The sequence below is a fragment of the Mucilaginibacter sp. GW822-FHT03E02 genome (genome assembly GCF_058801545.1).
Map to the genome: position 1 here is coordinate 5976108 of NZ_JBXANJ010000001.1, position 23211 is coordinate 5999318.

Annotated in this window: 16 protein-coding genes and 1 tRNA gene; 9 read left to right on the forward strand and 8 right to left on the reverse strand. The window is 41.9% G+C overall.

Annotated elements, in window-relative coordinates; all coding sequences use genetic code 11:
* Window positions 1-98 precede the first annotated feature (98 nt).
* A complete protein-coding gene (locus AC1RM2_RS24950; RefSeq protein ID WP_492987830.1) occupies window positions 99-2798 on the forward strand; it encodes a putative phage tail protein in 2700 nt (899 codons plus the stop codon).
* Window positions 2799-3092: 294 nt separating this feature from the next.
* Here AC1RM2_RS24950 and AC1RM2_RS24955 read toward each other — a convergent pair whose 3' ends face one another.
* Window positions 3093-5381: a glycosyl hydrolase family 95 catalytic domain-containing protein gene (locus AC1RM2_RS24955; RefSeq protein ID WP_492987831.1), complete on the reverse strand. Its 2289-nt coding sequence runs from the start codon at window positions 5379-5381 to the stop codon at window positions 3093-3095.
* A gap of 6 nt (window positions 5382-5387) precedes the next feature.
* Complete coding sequence (locus AC1RM2_RS24960; protein ID WP_492987832.1) at window positions 5388-6491, reverse strand: Gfo/Idh/MocA family protein; 1104 nt, start codon at window positions 6489-6491, stop codon at window positions 5388-5390.
* Between the two features lie 635 nt (window positions 6492-7126).
* Here AC1RM2_RS24960 and AC1RM2_RS24965 point away from each other — a divergent pair.
* Window positions 7127-9532, forward strand: a complete 2406-nt coding sequence (locus AC1RM2_RS24965) for an ABC transporter permease (RefSeq protein WP_492987833.1) — start codon at window positions 7127-7129, stop codon at window positions 9530-9532.
* Between the two features lie 846 nt (window positions 9533-10378).
* On the opposite strand, the gene gap is transcribed toward AC1RM2_RS24965, so the two are convergent.
* Genes gap through pfkA form a run of 3 tightly spaced genes read right to left on the reverse strand, consistent with a single transcriptional unit; the run spans window position 10379 to window position 13219 of the window.
* Window positions 10379-11374, reverse strand: a complete 996-nt coding sequence (gap, locus tag AC1RM2_RS24970; protein WP_492987834.1) for a type I glyceraldehyde-3-phosphate dehydrogenase — start codon at window positions 11372-11374, stop codon at window positions 10379-10381.
* A gap of 6 nt (window positions 11375-11380) precedes the next feature.
* A complete protein-coding gene (locus AC1RM2_RS24975) occupies window positions 11381-12229 on the reverse strand; it encodes a hypothetical protein (RefSeq protein WP_492987836.1) in 849 nt (282 codons plus the stop codon).
* A gap of 3 nt (window positions 12230-12232) precedes the next feature.
* Window positions 12233-13219, reverse strand: a complete 987-nt coding sequence (gene pfkA / locus AC1RM2_RS24980; RefSeq protein WP_492987837.1) for a 6-phosphofructokinase — start codon at window positions 13217-13219, stop codon at window positions 12233-12235.
* A 128-nt stretch (window positions 13220-13347) separates the two neighbouring features.
* Between pfkA and AC1RM2_RS24985 the strand changes: the two genes are divergently transcribed.
* Window positions 13348-14040, forward strand: a complete 693-nt coding sequence (locus tag AC1RM2_RS24985) for an NUDIX hydrolase (protein ID WP_369829634.1) — start codon at window positions 13348-13350, stop codon at window positions 14038-14040.
* Window positions 14041-14230: 190 nt separating this feature from the next.
* Here AC1RM2_RS24985 and AC1RM2_RS24990 read toward each other — a convergent pair whose 3' ends face one another.
* Complete coding sequence (locus AC1RM2_RS24990) at window positions 14231-15091, reverse strand: N-acetylglucosamine kinase (RefSeq protein ID WP_090644932.1); 861 nt, start codon at window positions 15089-15091, stop codon at window positions 14231-14233.
* Window positions 15092-15413: 322 nt separating this feature from the next.
* Window positions 15414-16349 carry a Nif3-like dinuclear metal center hexameric protein gene (locus tag AC1RM2_RS24995; RefSeq protein WP_492987838.1) on the reverse strand — a complete coding sequence of 312 codons (936 nt, stop codon included), beginning with the start codon at window positions 16347-16349 and terminating at the stop codon, window positions 15414-15416.
* A 106-nt stretch (window positions 16350-16455) separates the two neighbouring features.
* On the opposite strand from AC1RM2_RS24995, the gene AC1RM2_RS25000 reads away from it, so the two are divergent.
* The 4 genes from AC1RM2_RS25000 to AC1RM2_RS25015 all read left to right on the forward strand — a co-directional run bounded on the left by AC1RM2_RS25000 (window position 16456) and on the right by AC1RM2_RS25015 (window position 18898).
* On the forward strand, window positions 16456-16647 hold the full coding sequence (locus AC1RM2_RS25000; protein WP_492987839.1) for a hypothetical protein: 192 nt from the start codon (window positions 16456-16458) through the stop codon (window positions 16645-16647).
* Window positions 16648-16656: 9 nt separating this feature from the next.
* Window positions 16657-17415, forward strand: a complete 759-nt coding sequence (locus tag AC1RM2_RS25005) for a DUF4184 family protein (protein ID WP_492987840.1) — start codon at window positions 16657-16659, stop codon at window positions 17413-17415.
* Between the two features lie 527 nt (window positions 17416-17942).
* A tRNA-Arg gene (locus tag AC1RM2_RS25010) sits at window positions 17943-18016 on the forward strand.
* Between the two features lie 333 nt (window positions 18017-18349).
* On the forward strand, window positions 18350-18898 hold the full coding sequence (locus AC1RM2_RS25015) for a 2OG-Fe(II) oxygenase (protein ID WP_492987841.1): 549 nt from the start codon (window positions 18350-18352) through the stop codon (window positions 18896-18898).
* A gap of 95 nt (window positions 18899-18993) precedes the next feature.
* Here AC1RM2_RS25015 and AC1RM2_RS25020 read toward each other — a convergent pair whose 3' ends face one another.
* Window positions 18994-19431, reverse strand: a complete 438-nt coding sequence (locus AC1RM2_RS25020; RefSeq protein ID WP_492987842.1) for a hypothetical protein — start codon at window positions 19429-19431, stop codon at window positions 18994-18996.
* A gap of 298 nt (window positions 19432-19729) precedes the next feature.
* Between AC1RM2_RS25020 and AC1RM2_RS25025 the strand changes: the two genes are divergently transcribed.
* Window positions 19730-21295, forward strand: a complete 1566-nt coding sequence (locus AC1RM2_RS25025; RefSeq protein WP_492987843.1) for an ATP-binding protein — start codon at window positions 19730-19732, stop codon at window positions 21293-21295.
* Window positions 21296-21315: 20 nt separating this feature from the next.
* Window positions 21316-23139: a PAS domain S-box protein gene (locus tag AC1RM2_RS25030; RefSeq protein WP_492987844.1), complete on the forward strand. Its 1824-nt coding sequence runs from the start codon at window positions 21316-21318 to the stop codon at window positions 23137-23139.
* Window positions 23140-23211: the final 72 nt, after the last annotated feature.

Genomic DNA, 23211 nt, shown 5'->3' on the forward strand with positions numbered 1-23211 from the left:
ATCTGTATATCCATTATTATATTTTTTGGTAAATGTTTAAAATGTTGTTAAAAAAAGTTTTATCTTTATTATAATAACCATTATAAACATTTTAATATATGATAATTTCGTCTGTCGCTGCAATGCAAGCTATTGCCAGTCCCAGTTCAACAATTGAGTATTGTTTAACCGAACTGGGAAAGCAGGGGATATTCTATTACAATGCTTCGGATACGAGCACCGAGAACATAGGTACTATTATTTCGTCTGTGGCCGGAGGATGCTTCAAGCGTGTTTATCCTTATAATACTGTATATGCTTCTTGGTTTGGTGCCATAGGCGACGGGACAACTGATTGTTACGATGCAATACAAAATGCTATTAATGCTGTAAATGGTAACGGCGTTGTAATGCTTGGCACAGGAGTTTTTTATCTTAATAAATACAATGCGGGTGCACTTATCCTTCCTGTAAATGCAACAGGAATAACTATCATGGGCGACGGAAAAAAAACAACAACCCTTAAGCTTAGCAGGAATGTATCACGTGTTTTTGATTTTGTTTCTTCCGCTAATGTGGCATCCGTCAACCTGTATCAAAACATCACAATTAAACAATTTGATATAGATGTTAATAATATCGATGGCGCTGCTATTTTACCAGATACAACCGTCGTAACCGGAGGTTCAGGAACATCAGCATGGGTAACTATAAACGTTGGCAGTAATAATAATTTCTTTCCAACCGGAGCGCTATTTTTACCATATACTAATACCGGAACAGCGGCCGGAAACCTCCGTAGTTATAGATTGAAAGCAGGAAGTACTTCAGCTATTGAGGTGTTTCTCTTATCCGGCGAATCGATAGCGGCGGGAGACACATTACAAGGAGCGTGTCGCCAACATACTATTATTGGAATGGGGGCTTTGGGAGTCGTTAGTTACAATATCAATGTTGATACGCTAAATGTTTCTGACATTGATGTGATTAATGTTCCGTTGGAAACAATTCCATCCACCCTCCATTTTGATAAAGCAACAACAAGAAGAGGAGCAATCAGCATTATTTCCAATACTTCCTCGTCACAAGGATTAGGTGGATATTCAGGAGTTGTATATGCCCAAAATATAACTGTTGAAAGAGTAAATATGTTCGGGGGAGCAGCTGGCTTTGCTGTGATTGCCGCTAGCAATGGTCCAGAATACTTTATCGACAATATTATATTCAGGGATCTATATCATACAACAAATCAACTGGCTCCAAATGCCTATTCATGCCAAAATTTTCTAATCGGTAATTGTGGCTACGGAAACCGTGTTTTACTTGAACGGTGCATAGGCGAGTTTTCAGGAGATGTAGGAATTGAGATTGATGCATTATTCAACGCGCAAGTAAAAGATTGTTTGATAAAAAATGCCTATACTACTGGATATTATCAAACAAACCAAAACGCGCCTGCATATACATCTGCGGGAGCTCCTAAAACTACCATTTCGAGTGGTTCAGGAATAGACAATAGTTCAACCGCATTGGTCATAGCGGCATTTCCAACAAATGTTGCCAATAATGGGTTTCTCATTATGGACAGTGAAGTTTGTTATTATAATTATTCCGGGTCAAATACCTTATTCATTACACGAGGATTAAACTCTACCGCAGGCGTTTCTCATTCCGACGGAACAGTTGTTAAATTCATTGAAATCGACAAACAAAAAATTTGTTTTGAAAATTGTCGCTACGAGAATACACAACTTACCGCTCAAGATGAACATAAAGGTTGGAAAGCGGTAAGAAATGGAGTGTATCCTGGTGCATCGATGTATATTAAAAATTGTACTTATTTGGAAATAGGCCGAACTTTTTTATCTAATGGAGGTGCGGTAACTTCTCAAGGTTTTCCCAATATATATATTGATGGGCTCGTAATAAATACTGTTGGCATCAATGTAACATCGGGATCTGGCCTAGGGTCAGCTATGTATTTTACAAATTCGGATTATGATACCACGAACGGGGCAAACTCGCTAATACCAAGAACAATATTGAACCTGAAAAACATAAGGATAAATGGAGACGGAATCTTAGATACTGCGGGCCATAATATCTACTACGGGATAAGTATTCAACACGGTAATTGGGATATAAATTGGCAGGATATAAACATTCGACATGGATTACTAAGCGGATCTAATATAATTGGTCAGAATACAGGAATTACTATACAGGCGGCCGGTACATTCATTTCTGGTCTGATAAACAACTATAAATTCTCGTCCGTTGGGACTAAGATGCCTGCGGGAATATTAATGCAAAACGCTACTATTGGAAGTTTACTGCTCGACGATCTTGATTTTACCGATGTTAAGTTTGACTCACCAACAACAAATGCAGAATACAGGCCATGGTTTATAGATAGTTCCGTTACCGGCGCAAATAAAATTTGTTTTGGCAAAATCAAGCATTCAATATACGCATCAACTCAAATCGCAGCATCAAAAGTCTTAAAACGTGTTGCCGTCACAGCAAATTATACTGTGGCTCTTACCGAAGATGTATTGGGCGTAACAACTTCCTCAATTGCAATCACGATCACGCTTCCGTTAGTTGAGGCAGGACCAACCAATAGTAAAACGAATTATGGTTATCAATTGATTGTTACCGATGAAACATTCACTGCGGCTACGCATAATATAACAATCACATCTGCATCAGGAGAAAAAATTAACAACTCGGTCTCGTCATATATTATTAGCACAAACGGAGGGGTGGTTAAGTTGCTTTCTATTCCTGGTGGATGGATAGCAACGGCAAATTTGTAGGTTTAATAAAATATATTGCTGAGGAGCTATCGGAATTAGTTGATTTGCAAATCAATGCCATTTGAGTGTGTTAATGCAAATAACCACAAAGCTATTATTCAATAATTGCTAACCATGCGCAATAGAGATGGAATGGATACCTGCCAGCTCCTAATTTGCGTATGAATGTACATCCCGGTAGGCATTGTTCCAGTGATTTATAGGGGATGTTTATGTCATATCTACGGTGGCCATCATAGGCGATTTTGATTTAGTTCCTGGTCGACCGACTGGTGCAATGCGGCATTTAAAAACCTAATCAGCAGCTTTCAAAATTATTTTTTCATTTTCACTCGTGTTAAAAGTAAATGTTTTACCGCTAAGTATTTCCGTATTTTTCCCGTTGCGAATCAGGCGCACTTTTTGATCCGGCCATGGGTTTTCCATAGTGCAGTTTCTGCCTTTTTCACTAAGCAGGCTAACATATTCCACATTTCCGTTTCTTAATTTGCTGCTGATTACAAATGCGCCATAAGCCCTAAGTTTATCAAAACTTGCATCTTTAGCGTGGTTCCAATTTGCGAACACCCGTACTACGCCTTCATAGCTTTGCAACAGCATTTCATTAATGGTGAGCGGTACAGCGGCAAGAGTTTCAGTGCCGCCTCCGCTTTGCGTGATCCACAGGTTAGGTAATGATTGCGCAGCGATACGGGCTTTCAAATAATATAAAATCTCATCCGGGTTATAGCCTGCACGTACTGCTCCGGGGAAACAAGTTTCTATCCCATTGCCCAGGGTATTACCCCAATCTGCAGGGCTTTCTGCTTTGTCTTTCCAGTGGGATATATCACTAAGCAATATTTTATTAAACTCTGGCGTGCTAATTGGCCCCGCAACACCACCGGGCAATATTAGCCCATGAATAGACACACGCGACAATCCATCTGTACGGTTCACCCACGCTGAAGGGCTTTTCTCTGCATTTTTCAGGGCAATTCTGCCATTAGTTTCTCCCAGGGGGAAATCGCTGATATGATTGCGGATATCCTGCCATTTAGCCTGCCGGTTTTCATTCATCTTTAAAAAACGGCTAACATCCATAGTTCCCTTAAAAAGCATTTTCACCAAACCTAATGAAAGTGTGGAGTTAAAATCGCCCAGTTGGTTACGCCATTGCCCCTTATTTTTAAGGTTAGGCATTACTTCGCCAAAATGATCATTATAGATCACATAACGGCCATTTTCCAGCTTCAAATAGTCTTCCCAAAAGTTTACACACTGCAACAGGTAAGGATATATTCGCCGGGCGTAATTAGCGTCATAGGTACTGTAAAAACGCATCAGCATATTGCCTGCACCAAAAACTGCATTAATTTTTTGCCCCAGGAACTTATAACCATGATCGATAGTATCTTCCCGCGAACCATATCGTTTTTCCATTTCATCAGGAGTAAGCGGCCAGCGCGTGGTACACAATCCTTTTGGCCCGATACCAACCGGGTAGTAGATGCCATTGATATGAAGCAGGTCCTGTGCATGGAATTTGCCCATCTTCATGTAATCCAGCAAGGGCTGGTCATAATTATCAACCAGATCAATGTAATTGGATGAATAAGCCGCCCAGAAAGGGGCTTCATAATTATAGTTCAGGTGATAATCGCCACCCCATGCGGTTGAGTCGCGGGTAATGAACGGGCCCCATATACCTGGAGCGAATTTATTTCCCCGCGTAGTACATGCAAACAGGTATTGAGAAGCATAATAGTATTTTTCAAGTACCGTATCTCCAATCCTGATATTTGAACGGCCCCAAAAGCTTTTCCACCATTGCTCATGCACGGTTTGTATTTTCCCTATCTGCTCCCGTGTTAATAACCGGGCCTCGTTAATAGCGGCATCCTTCCAGTCCTTACGGTCATGATTGGTATACATGATGACTGAAATGGTTGCTTTTTGATTTGGTAATAGTGTAACCGTTCCATCATTTTTTAGTTCAGCGCCTAATACCTTCAAGGCCAATAGCACATGCGAGGGCCACTCCAGCATGGGTGTATTTTCGAAAGAACGGCTTACCCAAATCACATCGCCGGTTTTACCGGAGTGGTTAATGGCCGTATTACCTTTAGCCGACCATAAATTTAGCTTTAAGCGACAGGTTTTATTGGCCGAAAATTCGGCTATCATCATATTGTTTTTTGCTGCTACCCAGGTATTAAACGTAACCGTGAGCCCGTTTTTTTTGAAAGATGCTTTAATAACAGCCTTGTCCTGTATTTGCTCGGCGTAATAGGTAGCGCCTTTTAGCGCATCAATACCAATGGTTAACCCGCCCGGCAAAGCAATACCACCGCCGGGATATACAGGGTATGCCCGCCAGAAATCATTTTTACCTAAAAAGAAACATAAATTTTCCGGATTGCCACCCATCGTCAGGCCGATATCTCCGTTACCGGCAAGCGGTGCATCAGGTGTTTTTGAGGTGGGCGTTTGTTTGGGGGGCTGGGTAAATATTGCTTTATAACGCCCGGCATAAACAGACTGGGCATAGCTTTGCGCGGGGCAAACCAGCAGGAGGATAATTATTGTTTTTATTAATTTCATGAAACACTAATAAGTTAATGCTTCACTTTTGCCGGTTTGCGCCGCCTTGTAAATAGCTTCCAGGATTACCAGGTCCCGCCGCCCTACCGTTCCCGAAACGACAGACTCGCTGTTATTTATAATACATTGGGCAAAATTATCCATCTGCAATGCCTGCTGTACAGGAGGTGTAAAATTAAGCGGACCCCGGCTGGTATCCACCACCATGCCTCGGTAAGTAAAAGCGTGTTCTTTAAATTCAATCCATCCTTTTGCGCCTTCGGCCCTGAAACGATCGGAGTTGTGCCGGTAACTGGTAAAAGCGCTACATTCAGCGCCACCCGGAAACTGCATGGTCCAGTTCATACCCTCTTCTACATCACTAAAAATATCAGGACGGGTTTTGGGTATCTCGCTCGCGGTCACTGATATTGGGCCCGCGCCATCGGCAGCCATACATGCCCCGTGAATAATGTAAATACCCAGGTCCATCATAGGGCCACCACCTGCTAACTTTTTATCTGCCCGCCAAACTTTACTGTTCATTATAAATCCGCGATCACCTGTCATTTTAGTGAACGCGCCAAAATCTTTATCCCTCGCCAGCCGCATCAGCTCCTGGTGGTAAGGATCAAAATGCAAACGATTGCCTACAGATAATTTAACCTTAGCATTATTGCAGGCTTTTATAATAGCATCACATTCGGCAACAGTATTTGCCATAGGCTTTTCGCAAATGATGTGTTTACCTGCCTTTGCCGCGGCAATAGCGTGCCTGGCATGGAGGCCGTTGGGGGTTACCACATATACAATGTCAATATCCGGGTTATTGGCAAGTTGAGCCATGGTTTCATAATTGTAAATATTCTTTTCGGGGAAACCATAATCTTTGGCCCATTGCAAGCCTTTGGCTTTATCACCGGTTACTACACCTTTAAGCCTGCAATACTGTGTTTGCTTTAAAGCCGGGCCTAATTGCCTGGTACTATATTTTCCCAAGCCAACCAACGCGATGCCCAAAGGCCGTTGCACCGGCCATGCCGCATATAGCGAAGAGGGAGTTAATAATGCAGCAGCGCCAACGCCCATCTGCCCTATAAAGGCCCGGCGAGAAACAGGATTACTTTTCATACACTACAATTTTGGTATTAAACTAAAGCAGGCTACAGGTTTATAATGACTGAAATTAATAAAAGCTTTATTCATTCAGCGGCTTTTATGCGTATATGACAAACCGGGTGATTAAATAGCTAATATTCTATCTGTTCAGCATCAGAATTAAGTTTTTTAGATAAATCCACCTCCTTGCGAAACAGCATAGTAGTTGCCGGCAGGCAAAAGCAATAGCTAATAGTATAATAGTAATGTTAAGTTGATTGATGAATGGCGGTGAGCTTGTTGGTCTTGTTCGAAATATGGGGGAGGGGCGGCAGACAGACAAAACGCAGCTCGCAATAGGGATGGAAATGGATACCGGCCCGCGCCTAATGCCTTGTGCAGTATGAATGTACAGCCCGGGCCGCAGGCATTGCCATGGTAGTAAGTATCAAGTATCAAGATTTTTTGTTCTCCGCTCTTGAGAGCCCCGGCTACCGCAGCATGTTAGAAATCCTTTTTGACTATCGCCCGGTATGTTCGTTGCCGCACGCTGATTGTAACGAATTCAGACGGTTATTTAATTTGAATGTTTTTATAACTATTTGATTGTTAATTAATTAAAACATTGGCATGTAATTAGCCTCAATTTTGGCATAAACCCCGGTGTTATGCTTAAAAATTACTTGCTGGTTGCTTTCCGTAACCTCACTAAAAACAAAGCCTTTTCGTTTATTAATATTGTGGGGCTGGCTATTGGTATGGCTGCATGCCTTTTAATTTTGCAGTATGTTACGTTTGAACTGAGTTTTGATAATTTTCAGGCGAAGAAGGATCGTATTTACCGCATTAACCAGGACCGCTTTAATAATGGCAAATTAAGTACGCGCTGGGCGGGTGGGGCTTTTGCTCCGGGAACGGAGTTTAAAAATGATTTGCCCGAGGTGGAAGATATGGTGAAATTATCGCCGGCGGGCGATATTTTGCTGAGTTATAAGGATCAGAAAATGACGGTTGCCAATAATTACTTTGTGGGCAATTCGTTTTTCAACATATTTTCGTACAAATTACTAAGCGGCGACCCTAAAACCGCCCTGGCCGAGCCTAATACGGTAGTTATATCGCGCAGTGTGGCCAAAAAACTGTTTAACAACCAGGATCCTGTTGGCCAGAATATTACTATTTATAACGATAAGGGCGTGAAGGTTACGGGGGTAATGGAGGATATGCCCGAAAATACACACATGAAACTCGATTTTTTACAGTCGTGGGCTACGTTGTCAAAAATTTACGCGCCGGGTATTGATAACCAGTGGATGAATGATGGCTGTACTACCTATTTGCTGCTTAGGCCGGGTGTTAACCCTAAGGCCTTAGAGGCTAAGTTTATCCCCATTGTAAAAAAGGCGTATGATAAATTTAAAGGCTCGGGCGAAAGCGGTATTTATACGCTGCAGCCGGTAAGCAGCATTCACCTGTACTCCAACCTGATGTTTGAACTGCAGCCCAATGGCGATGGTAACTCTGTTTACCTGTTGTTGGGCATAGCCATATTTGTAATTATTATAGCCTGGATAAACTATATTAACCTGGCTACCGCCAAGGGGATAGGCCGGGCCAAAGAGGTTGGGGTGCGTAAAACATTAGGATCGGCAAAGCAGCAGCTTATTGTACAGTTTATGCTGGAGGCCGGGCTGCTTAACCTACTGGCGCTGTTGCTGGCGGTTATATTGATAATTGTTTTTTTGCCCGTTTTTGCCAATATATCGGGCCTGCATGTCAGCTTTAGTTTGTTTTTAAACCCGGTATTCTGGATAACGGTAGGGAGTATATTGCTGGTTGGGTCGTTCTTTTCGGGCTTTTACCCGGCTATGGTGCTATCGTCTTTTAAACCTGTTGAGGTGATGAAGGGTAAGCTATCGGCATCACCGCGGGGCATAATTTTGCGCAAGGGGATGGTGGTTTTTCAGTTTGCAGCATCAATTTTCCTGCTGATTGGTTCGCTAACGGTATTCAGGCAAATTCAATATATGCAAAACCAAAGCCTGGGTATCAATATTGATCAAACCATTGTGGTTAAGCCGCCAATAGCCAAAATAGATTCGTTTTACCGCAATATGAAGGCGTTTAAAAACAACATCCTTACTAACCCGGCTATTAAAGGGATGACAGTATCGACCACGGTGCCGGGCGAGCCGGTGTCATGGAACGCGGGCGGCATTAAGCCCCACGGCGCCGATCAGTCGCAAGGCAAGCAATACCGTGTTATTGGGGGCGACCAGGAATACCTGACTTTTTACGATATGAAGCTGCTTGCAGGCCGCAGGTTTTCGCCCCAGTTTACTACGGATACGGCTTCGGTAGTGTTTAACGAAAAGGCCATTCACCAAATGGGTTTTGATAAGCCCGAACAGGCCATAGGTAAGCAAATTGATTTTTGGGGCAAAACCTATACTATTGTTGGTGTTGTTGAAAATTTTCATCAGCAATCATTACGGGATGATTACGACGCTTTGATTTTTAGGTGTATACCGGATTTGCGCAACCAGGTATCTATTAAAATAAGCACAGCCAACATACAGCAAACATTAGCTGTATTAAAAACAGACTGGAAAGTATATTTCCCCAATGATCAGTTTGATTATTTTTTCCTTGACGAGCATTTTAACAAGCAATACCAGGCCGATAAGCGTTTTGGCCAGGTGTTTGGCATATTTACATTCATAGCCATTTTTGTTGCCTGCCTTGGGTTATTTGGCCTGGTATCATACACCATTGTACAGCGCACCAAAGAGATTGGCATCCGGAAGGTACTTGGCGCTACCGTTAGTAATATTTTACAGTTGCTTTATAAAGATTTTGCCGTGTTGGTAGTTGTTGCTTTTGTTGTATCGGCACCGCTGGCCTGGTATGCCATTAACAAATGGCTGCAAACCTACTCGTTCCGGCTTAGTATCAGTTGGCTGTTGTTTGTTATACCATTTATAGTGGTATTCATCATCGCCTTTGTTACGGTATCATTACTAACCGTAAAAGCTGCATTGATGAACCCGGTTAAGAGTTTGAAAACGGAGTAGTTTGTGTAAGACTGGGAATTAAGCAAAGCGGCTACGGATGGTTTGCGGCGGCTATATTACAAAGCCGCTTGTCCCGAACATGGCGGGAGGGATACCGGACGGACGGACACTTTGCAGCGTAGCAATAGGGATGGAAATGGATACCGGCCAATGTGGCTAAGGCCTGTGCAGTATGAATGTACAGCCCGGGCCGCAGGCATTGCCATGGTTAAGTAGCAAGTAGTAAGTAGCAAGTAGTAAGTATCAAGATTTTTTTATTGGCGTTAACCGGGCCTTTGTGGTTAATATAAGAAAAAAAGCGCGGGCATGTGCGAATCCCCTCTTGAGAGGGGCGGAGGGGTGTGTTGTATAAGCGGACGGTTGAACGCTGGCCAACACACCCCTGCAGCCGCACAATACCGACCCGCCCCCTCTCGAGAGGGGAATAAAAAAATCTTACTACTTGATGAGAAAAAAGCGTGGACATGTGCGAATCCCCTCTTGAGAGGGGCGGAGGGGTGTGTTATATAAGCGGACGGTTGAACGCTGGCCAACACACCCCTGCAGCCGCACAATACCGACCCGCCCCCTCTCGAGAGGGGAATAAAAAAATCTTACTACTTGATGAGAAAAAAGCGTGGACATGTGCGAATCCCCTCTTGAGAGGGGCGGAGGGGTGTGTTATATAAGCGGACGGTTGAACGCTGGCCAACACACCCCCTGCAGCCGCACAATTCCGACCCGCCCCCTCTCGAGAGGGGAATAAAAAAATCTTACTACTTGATACTTACTACTGATACTATGAACCACAAAGCCCCGGCTATGGCCAGGGCTTTGTTAGTATAAATTAATGTTGGGAAAGGGAAATTAGAATTTACCTAATTCCTGAACAAGGTCGATCAGTTTGTTTGAGTAACCCCACTCGTTATCGTACCATGATACCACTTTTACGAAGTTATCATTAAGGCCGATACCTGCTTTTGCATCAAAAATTGATGTACGTGCATCGCCTTTAAAGTCTTCAGATACTACTTCGTCTTCAGTGTAACCTAAAATGCCTTTCAGTTCGCCTTCAGATGCTGCTTTCATAGCTGCTTTGATGGCTTCGTATGATGCACCTTTTTTCAAACGTACGGTTAAGTCAACAACAGATACGTCGGCAACCGGTACACGTAACGACATACCTGTTAATTTACCTTTTAACTGAGGTAATACCAAACCAACTGCTTTAGCAGCACCGGTTGATGAAGGGATGATGTTTTGGTAAGCACCACGGCCACCTCTCCAGTCTTTAGCACTTGGGCCATCAACTGTTTTTTGAGTAGCTGTAACAGCGTGTACAGTAGTCATTAAGCCTTCTTCGATGCCAAAGCTATCATCTAATACTTTAGCGATAGGCGCTAAACAGTTGGTAGTACATGAAGCATTTGAAACGATGTTTTGATCGGCTTTCAGTTGTTTATGGTTAACACCCATTACAAAGGTAGGGGTATCATCTTTTGCTGGCGCGCTCATTACTACTTTTTTAGCACCGGCATCGATATGTTTTTGAGCAGTTTCCTGTGTAAGGAAAAGGCCTGTTGATTCGATGATCACTTCGGCGCCTATTTCGCCCCATTTAAGGTTAGCAGGGTCTTTTTCGGCAGTAACGCGGATAGTTTTACCGTTTACAACCAAATGACCGCCTTCAACAGCAATAGTGCCTTTGAATGGTCCGTGAGTTGAATCGTATTTTAACATGTAAGCCATGTAATCTGGCTCAACCAGGTCATTAATACCAACAACTTCAATGTCGGATCTTTCAATTGCGGCCCTGAATGCCAGGCGGCCAATACGGCCGAAACCGTTAATTCCTATTTTCATGATTTTTTAATTTTTATTTGAATAGTAGGTTAATAAATTATTTATGGGTTCTTTTATAATGTTGGTTATCTGCAAATTGGCTTCGGCAGCGCTTTCATACAAAAGTTCCTGAAAATTGGCAGCAACCGTACCCACAAAATGGATGGAGGACTCGGGATGTTGCTGATGTAAAGGTACTAAATATGTAGAAATTAGGCTGCTAAATCCTTTTTTTATGACGCTTTGGAGATGATGATCGGTACGGTTTTCCAGGTAAAAATCGGCAAACGAACTCAGGAATAAGGCCGGTTGTTTTTGACGGTAAACCTTCTCTAAAAGCGTTTTGCGGTCGGCATCGTATTTATGGATAAACTTTTTGCGGATGTTTTGGGGCAGAGTTTCGTTCATGAAACCTTTAATAAGCTGCCTGCCCAGCCAGTTGCTGCTACCCTCATCGGCAAGTATATAGCCCATGCCGTAGTTGTTGGGGGCAACTTTTTTACCATCGTAATAAGCCGCGTTTGAGCCGCTGCCGCAAATGCTTACAATACCGGGCGAGTTTTTACAGCAGGCAATAGCCGCCGCGGTGATATCATGATCAACCGTTACCTTACCGAACTTAAAAAATGCCGATAGGGCGTTGTACACAACGGCCTTGCGTTCATCTGACGATGCACCGGCGCCAAAAAAGTAAATACGTTTTATCTCTTCGGCGTGGTGAATAAGGTTGATGTTTTTATTGAGGAGCTGCAGGATATGCTTTTCGTCGTTAAAGTAGGGATTGATGCCATTGGTTTTAAAGGAAGCAATAGTTCTTCCTTTATCGGCCAGGCGCCAATGTGCAAAATACGAACCGCTATAAACTACTGCAATCATTAATTATATTGATAATATATCAACCATTTGTAAAAGGTCTGCTTCCAGCTTAAACTCATGGTGGTTAAGCGCTTCTTCTAAACTGGTTAACAAAATATGATTGGCCTGCAAACCTACCATTTTTTGCGTTTCGCCGGCTATCAAAGCGTTAACTGCTGCAAAGCCCAAACGGCTGCCCAAAATCCTGTCGAAACTGGATGGGCTGCCCCCTCTTTGCAAGTGGCCTAATATAGTTACTTTAATGTCGTAGTTTTTAACTTCTTTTTGTACCGCTTTGGCCACGTCATACACGCCGCCATTCTTATCGCCCTCGGCTACAATAACAATGCTTGATGACTTTTTATTCATGTGACCGGTTTTAAGGTTCTCGATCAGATCCTCTATAGCGGTTTGTTTTTCGGGCAGCAAAATGGCCTCGGCGCCGCATGAAATGCCTGCACGCAGGGCAATAGCGCCCGAATCGCGACCCATTACTTCGATGAAGAAAAGGCGGTCATGCGCATCGGCCGTATCGCGAATTTTGTCGATAGCTTCAATAACCGTGTTAGTAGCCGTATCAAAACCCAGGGTGTAGGTTGAGCCGCACAGGTCGTTATCAATAGTGCCCGGAACGCCAATTACGGCAATATCAGGATACTTTTTTGAAAAACGCAGGGCGCCGGTAAAGGTGCCATCGCCGCCAATTACTACCAGGGCATCAATGCCGTGTTCTTTTAAATGCTGGTAAGCAGTGGCCATGCCTTCATCTTCTTTAAATGGCAGGCAGCGGGCGGTTTTTAAAATGGTACCCCCTAAATTCAGTATGTTACTTACCGACCGCTTGTTCATATCGTACATGTCGTTTTCGATAAGTCCTTTATAGCCCTGGCGCACACCTACCACCTCAAGGCCATTATATAGTGCTGTACGAACAACGGCGCGGATACATGGGTTCATGCCCGGTGCATCGCCACCCGAAGTTAAAACAGCAATTTTTGAAATTTTCTGCATTTTTACACTACTAAATTTGTGCTACGAAGATACAGTGTGTAAATTACACCATTAAATTTATTTGTTTTTTTTTAGATTAGAAATTAACGTCATATATTTAAACTGTAAACTAAATCCCGATAACTATTTTGGAACTAATGCTGCCTAAGTTTGATTCCGTATTCTCTATTGATTGCGTGATTTTTGGTTTTGAAGCCGGAGAACTTAAGATTTTACTGATTGAGCGTAATGAAGAACCATATAAAGATTGGTTTGCACTACCTGGCTATATTGTTGAGCAGGACGAAAGCATAGACGATGCCGCCGAGCGGATATTGTATGAGCTTACCGGCCTGCGGGATTTGCACATGCAGCAGTTTCATACCTTTGGCGAGGTAAACAGGCACCCCCAGGGGCGCGTGATTACGGTAGCCTACTATGCGCTTATACGTATTAATGGCCAAAAGGAGCTACGCCCGGTAACCCAGTTTGCCAAAAAAGCCATCTGGCACCCGGTAAACGATTTACCAAAGCTGGCCTTTGACCACAGCGAGATTTTTAACACCGGCTTTAATAAAATTCGCCGCAGGCTGCACTATCAGCCTATAGCGTTTGAACTATTGCCCGAAAAATTTACGCTTACCCAGCTACAATCTCTGTACGAAGCCGTACTCAACAAAAAACTGGATAAACGTAACTTCCGCAAAAAAATGCTCAGCTACGGTTTCCTGAAAGAACTGGACGAGAAACAAAAAGGCGTATCGTACCGTGCCGCCAAACTATACAAGTTTGATAAACGCAAATACGGGAAGATATTTCAGGGTGAAATGAGTTTGGGATAGGAGGGAGTCAGAAAGTCCGGAAGTCGGAAAGTCCGGAAGACCAGAAGTCAGAAAGACCGGAAGTAAGGCTGCACTTGCTTAGGCTGTTATCAATCATAGAGTAATATATTAGAAAAGGCCCGGAAAACTTCCGGGCCTTTTCTAATATATGTTTTTTGACTTTCCGACTTCCGGACTTTCCGACTAAAAACTACAAACTGCTCGGCGATAACTCCAAATGGTATTTAACCAGGTTATCTATAGGCGAGCGGATGATGTTGCCTACAACCATTCCGTTTTCGGTAACAACCTCTTCCAATACATTGCGGAAGTTGTAACCTACAGAGCCTATGCAGTTGAAGGTGTATTTTTGATAATCGGGGTAGTGGGTAACCAGGTTACGGAAAAAATCTTCGAACGAGGTACGTACTAAATTGCGTGAGTATTCAATGTGCACATTGTTATCGTAAACAAACTTGCTGAAGCTGGCACAAAAACGATTGGCACGTGGCTGGGTATAAACCTGCTCGTTAATATCATCGGGCGTAAGTTTAAAGGTTTCCCAAAACAGGTTGCGCACAGGCTCGGGCATGTAACCGCGTAAATAATCAACTAAAAGCTTTTTGCCAATGTAACAGCCGCTGCCTTCATCGCCCAGGATATAAGCGCCCGAATCGATGTTATGTACAACATTTTTACCATCGTAAATACAAGAATTGGTACCTGTACCCAAAATGGCTGCAAAGCCTTCGGTATTGCCTAACAGGGCGCGTGCGGCAGCAAGCAAATCATGGCCTATGTAAACCTTAGCTTTAGTGAAAACAGCTTCCATCGCCACCTTTACAAGGTTACGCATATCATCTGTTGAGCAACCTGCACCGTAGTAATTAACTTCGGTTATCTCGTTTTTATCAAGGTCGGTAGGCAAACTCTCGTTTAACGATTGGATGATGTACTCGGTGCTTGAAAAATAGGGGTTATATCCCTCAGTGTTGAAATACACTTTTTTACCTTCTTCGGTAACCAGACACCAGTTTGTTTTAGTTGAGCCACCGTCAGCAATTATGATCATAAATAAAGTTTTATTAGAAAAATTGGGTTAAAAGTATGATTAACTTATTGTAAAAAAAACACTTTGTAACCTAAATCATAAAAATTGCCATTTTCACGCTGTTTACACTTTCTTTTTACACAAAATCTAACGTTAATGGTTTAAAGTATCATTATTAATAACACATTTTTACTACACCCGGTATTATAATAAATGTAAAATTAACATGTAATTGAGGTTTAGGCCATTACGTTTAGTTTTTTTTGCAATTGTACGTAATGTTAAATTATTTAGCAACCCCTAATAAAAATACTTGTATATAATTACACTAAGGCAATTTGTATTACATAAATGATAGTGAGTTTTTTGAAGGGATATGGACAGATTTTATTGCCGGATAACGCTGCTTTAACCAGCCCGCCATAAACTCCGATCCTGGTTCTTCGCTGGCAATATGGCCCAGTACTATCAGGGCCAGGTTATCGCCTTTAGCCTGCGCGTCCCTAACATATTCGGCAGTTTCCCATTCCTGTATTTCGCCAACTATTAATACATCGGGTTTTACTTTGCCGGCTTCGGTTATATGCCTTTTGCCGCCTGCTGCACCGGGTAAAAATAAAACCTTTTGGCAGTTTTGTGCCGGGTTGCCAATGTAGCGTACTTTGTTAATGGATAATTTGTTTTTCAGGTAATCAATTAGCGCAGCTAAGTTGGTAGGGGGCAACACCAGCACATTTCCTAAATTGGGCCGGTAATAGGCACCCCAGTTTAATTGGGTTAGTACGCCCATGCCTACACCATCGGGTTTAAGGCTGTGGATGTAATCGTGGTTACGCCACACGGCAATGTTGTTATCTTTAAGCAGCTTGGCTTTGTATTGGTAAATATCATCATTTGCCAGCCAGTCGGTTTCATCGGCATGGTTATAAAAAGTAGGCTCGTGGGCTACAATGAAATTGGCGTTTAACGCAACGGCTTGTTTTATAACATCAATTGTGGCAAACATGGTAGTAACAATGCCCGTAACTTTAATATCCAAACTGCCCGATTTAAGCGTATCAACCGTTTTGGGGAAGGGAGCTCCGGGAATCTGGCTGATAAATTTATCAATGATCTGCCCAACGGTAACATCCTCTTTAACATCAAAAAAGCTGGCAGCGCTGCCCACATATGGAGTGCTTAGTAGTGCCGAAGCTGCAGCAACTTTGCCAACATTGACAATGAATTTACGGCGGCTATGGTACTCATTTAAAGGGGAAAATTCTTTTGCTGTATTCATGATGGTATTGTTGGGATTGATCAAATATAGATAATAGGGGTTGAAATGAATAGCGCATTTGGTTTACATTTAAAAGAATCATGTTATCTTCGTGAAAGAAACAACAATGAACAGAAATACAAGCGAAATACTGCCTGGTTGGTTATTAACCTATGAAGAAGTATCTAATGGCGTTTTTAGATTTGTAGCCACAGATGGATCCGGAAGACAGGTTGGAACGACAGATGCTGATTTTGAACACGGGCTTAATACCTGCAGGGAATATGCATTCGATATTGAAAAACAAATTAAGGCATAACCAAACCTCATGCCCTTTACCTTCGCCCATCCGGCCATCATCTTACCCTTAAAACATCTGCCCAAACGCTGGTACTCCTTAACCGGTTTAATAGTTGGCAGCATGACGCCCGATTTTGAATATTTTACCAGGATGCAGGTAAAAAGTAATTACAGCCATACATTGCCGGGTTTGTTTTGGTTTGATGTGCCCTTGGGTATGTTGCTTAGTTATGTTTACCTGTTACTGATAAGGGATCAGTTTATTGGTAATTTGCCCCGGTTCCTTAACAACCGCTTTGCGAAGTATCGACACCTGCCTTTAAACATTTCGTTATTGTCTGTCGCTGTCATGGCGTGTTCGGTTTTAATTGGGTCGGCCTCGCATCTTTTTTGGGATGGCTTTACTCATCCTCATGGATATTTTGTACAATATTTTCTTCTACTTGCAACAACGATAAGTTTTGGGGCGCATCGCGTGTTTATTTATAAGATACTACAGCACAGCAGTACACTCATTGGGTTCGCCGCCATCGCGGCAGTTATTATGCCGATGCCTAAAAAGGGAGTTGTCAGGAAAGGTTCAGTGGCTAAATATTGGGCAATAGTGGTGCTAACGATTGTTTTAACAATCATCATAAGATTATCAACCGGCCTTAAATTACATCAGTTTGGGAATTTATTGGTAACCGCTATTGCGGGAGGGTTAATCGGGTTAATTATCGCTTCGCTTATTTTAGTTAAGAATAACGGAGTTAACAAAAAGGTAACATTTCTGTTAATTTTATAATCGGGGTGTCCTATTTACACTCCGGTGTTGCAAAATAAACTTAAGTGCCCTATATTTGCCACCTCATAAGGTAAGTGTTCCACACTTATTAATTGTGATAAGGTTTAGGTTTAAAGCCCCAAGCAGCGAGTGCGAGGGGCTTTTATTTTTTCCATCAAACAATCGCTGGCAAAAAAAATGTATAACCTTTACAATTTATTTGCGTAATAACAATAAAATACTAATTAAGATGGACTTTGTTATTACCTTTGGAGCAATATTGCTCTCGCTTTGTTTATTGTTGACAATAAGTATTCTATTCTTTGGTAGTTTAAAATACATTAAAAAACAATACTATCCCAACTGGAAATTTCCCGATGATGTGAATGCACGATTTACCGAATACCTATATAAAAGAATCGTAAAAAGAACAGTTCGTTAATCAAATCACAAATTTGTGATTGATAATCCAGCATAATTTTGCATATTTGCACCGCGAAAAACACGATGGCAAGATACCTTGCCACAAAGTCGTTGATTTTACCGATGGTCCTATAGCTCAGCTGGATAGAGCAACAGATTTCTAATCTGTAGGTCTTTGGTTCGAATCCAAATGGGATCACAGTATAAAAGCAGGCCGAGAGTGGCTTGCTTTTTTGCATTTAACACTAAACCAATACCATGTCTGTCCTTTTTTATTAAGTACCGAAAAATTGTGCTCGTTGCAAGCATTTTTATGTTTTTATACTGCATTTGAGATGTTTATAATGGGATTGAAAGCATAAATTCACATCACGGCGCCCATAGGGGCGAAGGCATAGGAACGTTAATCAATGCCTGCGTATCATTATTTGCAGCGCTTTACTTGTTTATTTACGGGCGTAAAGCCAACAAAAAAGTAAAGGAACAATGCGCTGTGATAAAGCAAGATACACTAACCAGGTAAAGAAACGCCATGCAAAAACGCATCCTTACAAATAATATCTTCACAATAGACCAATTTTGGACGCCTGAAGCGTGTGATAAATTCATTTTGAAAAGTGAGGCCATTGGGTTTGAACCTGCCACCATTCAAACCGAAAGCGGGCAAAAAGTAGTTACAAGCGTACGTAACAACAACCGCGTAATTTATAAAGACTATGAACTTGCCAGAAGGCTTTGGCAACAAGTAATGCCATTTGCTCCAAAACAAATAGATAACAGTAAAGTCGTTGGCTTGAATGAACTTTTTAGGTTTTATAAATATCAACCAGGGCAGGAATTTAAACGCCACCGGGACCAAAGTTATATCCGGAATAATGGCGAGGCAAGCTATTACACCTTCATGATTTATTTGAATGAGGGCTACGATGGCGGAGATACAATTTTTGGCGATTTAGCCATTAAGCCTAAACAAGGCATGGCCCTGGTTTTCTTTCATAATTTAGAGCATGAGGGCAGCCCGGTTAGCGGAGGAATAAAATACGTTTTACGAACAGATATTATGTTTAGGTTAGATGAATAATAAGCCCCCCCCTCCGTTACTGTTTGGGGTATGCTATAGCCAGACCAATAGCTGTGGAAAAAAAACTAAGAATAGTGTTTCTGCTAATCCCAGACTTATTCACTTAGCTTCATAGTCCATGCGCCGCCGTTTGATGCTCCTAAAATTAACATTAGCCCGGCAAAAATAAACCCGGCCTTAAATTTCCATCGCCCGCTGATTGTTTTTCCATTATCCGAGAAGGTGCCAGTGTAATATATCTTCCTGTGCTTTTTGTTGAAAGTTTTCCTGGCACCTGTTCTGCCATCCAGTATCGTCATTACGGGCATTTGCTTTACAAATTCAATCCGATTATTACCAATCATGCTGCCTGTAATTTCGCCAATACCTTCTGTTCCGCCAGTGGCTAAATCATCTTGAACGGTGCCGTTAAATTGTTCATTGACAACAGTAGTAATATTGATCTCGAAATTTGTAGCTTCAACACCTTTTAACTGTTGATGAACCTTGTTGTCGTATTTGTATTGCCCTTTCCAGGTTCCTTTTGTAATCATGATTTGGTTGGTATTAAATAATTATAAAGCCAAATATAACGCATCTGCTCACTTAAAAAGACAGCCAATCCACTGTTTATTAATTAGTTTTTTAACCTTTTTGTAAACAGGTTTGAACAGGATATAGTTTGTTTTACCCAATAATTTCATTTTTTATGATTATTAAAAATGCCTTTTATGTATTTGTCCTAACCCCGCCAAATTGCATGCCGCCAATTTTATAATTCAAACGAACATAATCTGAATTTTATCGTAGAAGCCCTAAGCAATACTCATAAAGTAAATTTAATTTAAAAGAATGATGAATAAGCCTAACACCGCTGTCCTGGTCATTGATGATGAGGAATTAGTTCGGGATAATATTGAAGATATATTGATGCCCAACTATAACGATGAAGAGCAGGAAAATATCGATCAGGCGTTTAATATTCTTTTTGACGTTCCGAAGCCATTATTAGGAACCCGTACCCGAGGTATTCCGGAGTTTACTGTTGCCAAAGCACCCAACGGGATGGAAGGCGTTAAGCTGGTAAAAAAAGCTGTTGAAAACGGTACCCCATACGCTGTTATATTCTTGGATATGCGTATGCCGGGATGGAGTGGCCTGGAAACTGCCATGGAGATTCGGAAATACGACGTGAAAGCCGAAATTATTTTCATTACTGCTTTTAGCGACCGCTCTATTGATGAAATTGTTGAGCAGGCAGGGCAAAACGTAGGATATCATTGCAAACCTTATGCACCGGAAGAGATTATTCAGCTGGCTACCAAAGCTGTAACCGATTATAATAAACTCAGGAATCTTGAAAAACTGATAGAATCTATTTCTTCCATCGGCTTAAACAAGATGCAGCTGACATCATTACTGAAAAACATCCTCGACCAGTTGGCAGGATCATTAGACACCGACCTGGCTTTAATAGGTAAGCTGGATGATGATTTTGCTTACGAAAAAATAATTTCTATAGGTGCGATAGAGGAAAGAATAAACCTTCAGGAGCTGATAGCACGTGTTAAAAGTATACAGATAGAAAAGGATGAAGTAATACAGGTAGATGAGCTTGTTTTGGCCCGTCTGGATACCTACTCGGTATTTGCGGTTCTTAAAAAACAGGAGAGGCTTAAAACCGAAAAAATGTATATGCTAAAACTTTTTGTGCAAAATGCCGCCCAGGCTATCAGAAATGCTGAGTTAAATGAAAAGCTGATACAAAAAGAAAAATTATCGGCCGTAGGGCAGGTAATTGGTATGGTAATGCATGACCTGCGTACGCCTGTTAAAAATATAAAATTGATGACAGAAATGATGCGCGAGGATGGCCTTGAAAGCGATTTGATTGATTTGATTGATAAATCGGCCGAGCAGGCATCGTTAATTTTTGATGACTTTTTGGATTTTATAAAAAACACCCCTGTTAAAAAGATACCTGTTAACATCAACAAAGTTGCATGGGATGCGGTGAAACAGGTAGAGATAAGGGACGGGGCGGCTGATATTATTATAAATGTTAACGTACCCGACCCTTTATTTGTAAATGGCGATGAGAGTAAATTACGCAGAACGTTAAGCAACCTGGTAAACAACGCGGTTGATGCGCTTCATGACCATAAAACCCCCAATGCCACACTCAACATCAGCGCAGAAGTACAGGACGACTCTGTTATTATACGCGTAGCCGACAATGGCCCGGGCATCCCCGATGAAATAATGAGCACCCTTTTTGAACCCTTTGTTACCCGGCAAAAGAAAAATGGTACCGGTTTGGGGCTTGCCATTGTAAAACAATTCATGACCGCGCACGGCGGTGATATTACCGTAAAAAACGATCAGGGTGCTGTGTTTTCGATAAGCTTGCCATTATAACACCATAACGATATACCAAGATGATTGATATTGCATTGAACGATAGCCAGCCGGTTGTTAATGCTTCCAATTCGCCGGAAGTTATTGAAGAACTTACAAAAACAATTGAAACCTACAGGGAGTTGATGCTGGCATCTGATATAGGCGCCTGGGAATATTTTACCGAAACAGGTTTTCTGAATTGCAATGAAGAGTACTTTTTATTGTTGGGCAGGTCAATTAATGAATTTGATACTACGGGCAAAGGTAATTTAAATGAAACCTGGACAAAGCTGCTGCACCCCGAAGACAGGGAAAAAGCAACTGCCCGGTTTGAAGAATATTTGAATAATCCAACCGACAAAATATATGAAAATTTTTTCAGGATGGCTCATGCCGATGGCAGCTGGGTGTGGATCTGGTCGCGTGGGCGTTATGTAAATAGCAGGCAGGGGAGTAATACGAAACGGATAATAGGCACCCATACCGACGTAACGGCATCAAAAACAATAGAAGAGCAATTGCAGCTTGAAAAAATATTGTTACGAACACTTATTGATAATTTGCCCGATCCTATCTATGTAAAAGATAGCGCTGCCCGAAAGATATTAGCTAACATTGCCGATGTAGCTAACATTGGTGCCAAATCAGAAGCTGAGGTTATTGGCAAAACCGACCTTGAGTTATTTAGTAATGAAATTGGCATGCGCGGTTACCAGGATGATTTAAATGTAATCAGCGAAGGTAAAGCGATAGTTAATAAAGAAGAGTTGTTTTTTGACAAAGCGGGCAATAAGCATTGGCTGCTAACTTCAAAAGTGCCGGTGCGAAATGAGAAAGGGCAGGTTGAACGTATATTGGGCATTGGCTATAACATTACGGAGCGGAAAAAGCACGAGGAAGCTTTAAATAAGCTTAACGAAGAATTAAACCTGCAATCGGAAGAGCTCCGCCGCCAGGCAGAAGACCTCAGGCTTGCAAATGAACAGTTGATACTGCAAAAAGAGCATGAACTGGAAAAAGCGATAGCCCAGGGTAAATTTGAAATCGCATCAGAAGTATTACATGATATAGGCAACGCGCTGGTGGGTTTTGGATCGTACCTTAACCGCATTAACCGGGTAATGGAGAGGTATAATATTGATACAATCAAAAACCTGGCTTTGTTTATAAAAGGCCAGCAAAGCGCACTTGAACAGGCAATTGGCGCCGATAAAGCAAAGGCTCTGGTATCCCTTACAGATAGCATTCACAAATCGCAGGCCGAAAACAAAAGTGAGATTTCAACGGCGGTTACCGAGCTGTTGAATATCCTATCGCACATCCAGGATATTTTAAGTATTCAACGCCAGTTTGTTAAAGGGCATGGTGGCTCGCAAGACCGTAAAATGGTAAACCTGTTAAATATTATTGATGATTGTAAGGCTATGCTTTTGGCATCTGCCGATAAAAAAGGTATCCAGTTAAAGGTGGCAATTGCACCAGGCGAATATGTTTTAAAAGGCGACCATACCAAATTGATGCAGGTTATTTTAAATGTACTGAAAAACAGCATTGAAGCGATTGATCTTGAAAAAACCGAAAAAGCAATCGAGATTAATTTAAGCAGCGCTAATGGTTTTTTCGAACTCAGGATGACCGACAATGGTAAAGGTTTTGATGCCGAAACAGGGAATAAATTCTTCAAAAGAGGATTTACAACCAAAGAGAGCGGTACCGGACTGGGCTTATATAATTGTAAATCGATTATTGATAGTCATGATGGCTCATTTCAAATACAAAGCGATGGCCCCAACCTTGGTGCAGTTACAACAATAAAACTGCCTTGCAATAGTGTGGCTATACAGGATAAGGCAGTTTTATAGTGCCACAATAATCATGAACTGATTAATTGTGTATTGACGGATAGTCTTTAGCCGAAAGTCTTAAGTTCTGAG

Bases quoted from the DNA above. Each gene is read 5' to 3' on its own strand.
- AC1RM2_RS24975 (WP_492987836.1), bottom strand. From the start codon at position 12,229: ATGATTGCAGTAGTTTATAGCGGTTCGTATTTTGCACATTGGCGCCTG.
- AC1RM2_RS25000 (WP_492987839.1), top strand. From the start codon at position 16,456: ATGAACAGAAATACAAGCGAAATACTGCCTGGTTGGTTATTAACCTAT.
- AC1RM2_RS25030 (WP_492987844.1), top strand. From the start codon at position 21,316: ATGATTGATATTGCATTGAACGATAGCCAGCCGGTTGTTAATGCTTCC.
- AC1RM2_RS24965 (WP_492987833.1), top strand. From the start codon at position 7,127: ATGCTTAAAAATTACTTGCTGGTTGCTTTCCGTAACCTCACTAAAAAC.
- AC1RM2_RS24995 (WP_492987838.1), bottom strand. From the start codon at position 16,349: ATGAATACAGCAAAAGAATTTTCCCCTTTAAATGAGTACCATAGCCGC.
- AC1RM2_RS25005 (WP_492987840.1), top strand. From the start codon at position 16,657: ATGCCCTTTACCTTCGCCCATCCGGCCATCATCTTACCCTTAAAACAT.
- AC1RM2_RS25015 (WP_492987841.1), top strand. From the start codon at position 18,350: ATGCAAAAACGCATCCTTACAAATAATATCTTCACAATAGACCAATTT.
- AC1RM2_RS24950 (WP_492987830.1), top strand. From the start codon at position 99: ATGATAATTTCGTCTGTCGCTGCAATGCAAGCTATTGCCAGTCCCAGT.
- AC1RM2_RS24960 (WP_492987832.1), bottom strand. From the start codon at position 6,491: ATGAAAAGTAATCCTGTTTCTCGCCGGGCCTTTATAGGGCAGATGGGC.
- AC1RM2_RS25025 (WP_492987843.1), top strand. From the start codon at position 19,730: ATGATGAATAAGCCTAACACCGCTGTCCTGGTCATTGATGATGAGGAA.
- AC1RM2_RS24955 (WP_492987831.1), bottom strand. From the start codon at position 5,381: ATGAAATTAATAAAAACAATAATTATCCTCCTGCTGGTTTGCCCCGCG.
- gap (WP_492987834.1), bottom strand. From the start codon at position 11,374: ATGAAAATAGGAATTAACGGTTTCGGCCGTATTGGCCGCCTGGCATTC.
- AC1RM2_RS25020 (WP_492987842.1), bottom strand. From the start codon at position 19,431: ATGATTACAAAAGGAACCTGGAAAGGGCAATACAAATACGACAACAAG.
- pfkA (WP_492987837.1), bottom strand. From the start codon at position 13,219: ATGCAGAAAATTTCAAAAATTGCTGTTTTAACTTCGGGTGGCGATGCA.
- AC1RM2_RS24990 (WP_090644932.1), bottom strand. From the start codon at position 15,091: ATGATCATAATTGCTGACGGTGGCTCAACTAAAACAAACTGGTGTCTG.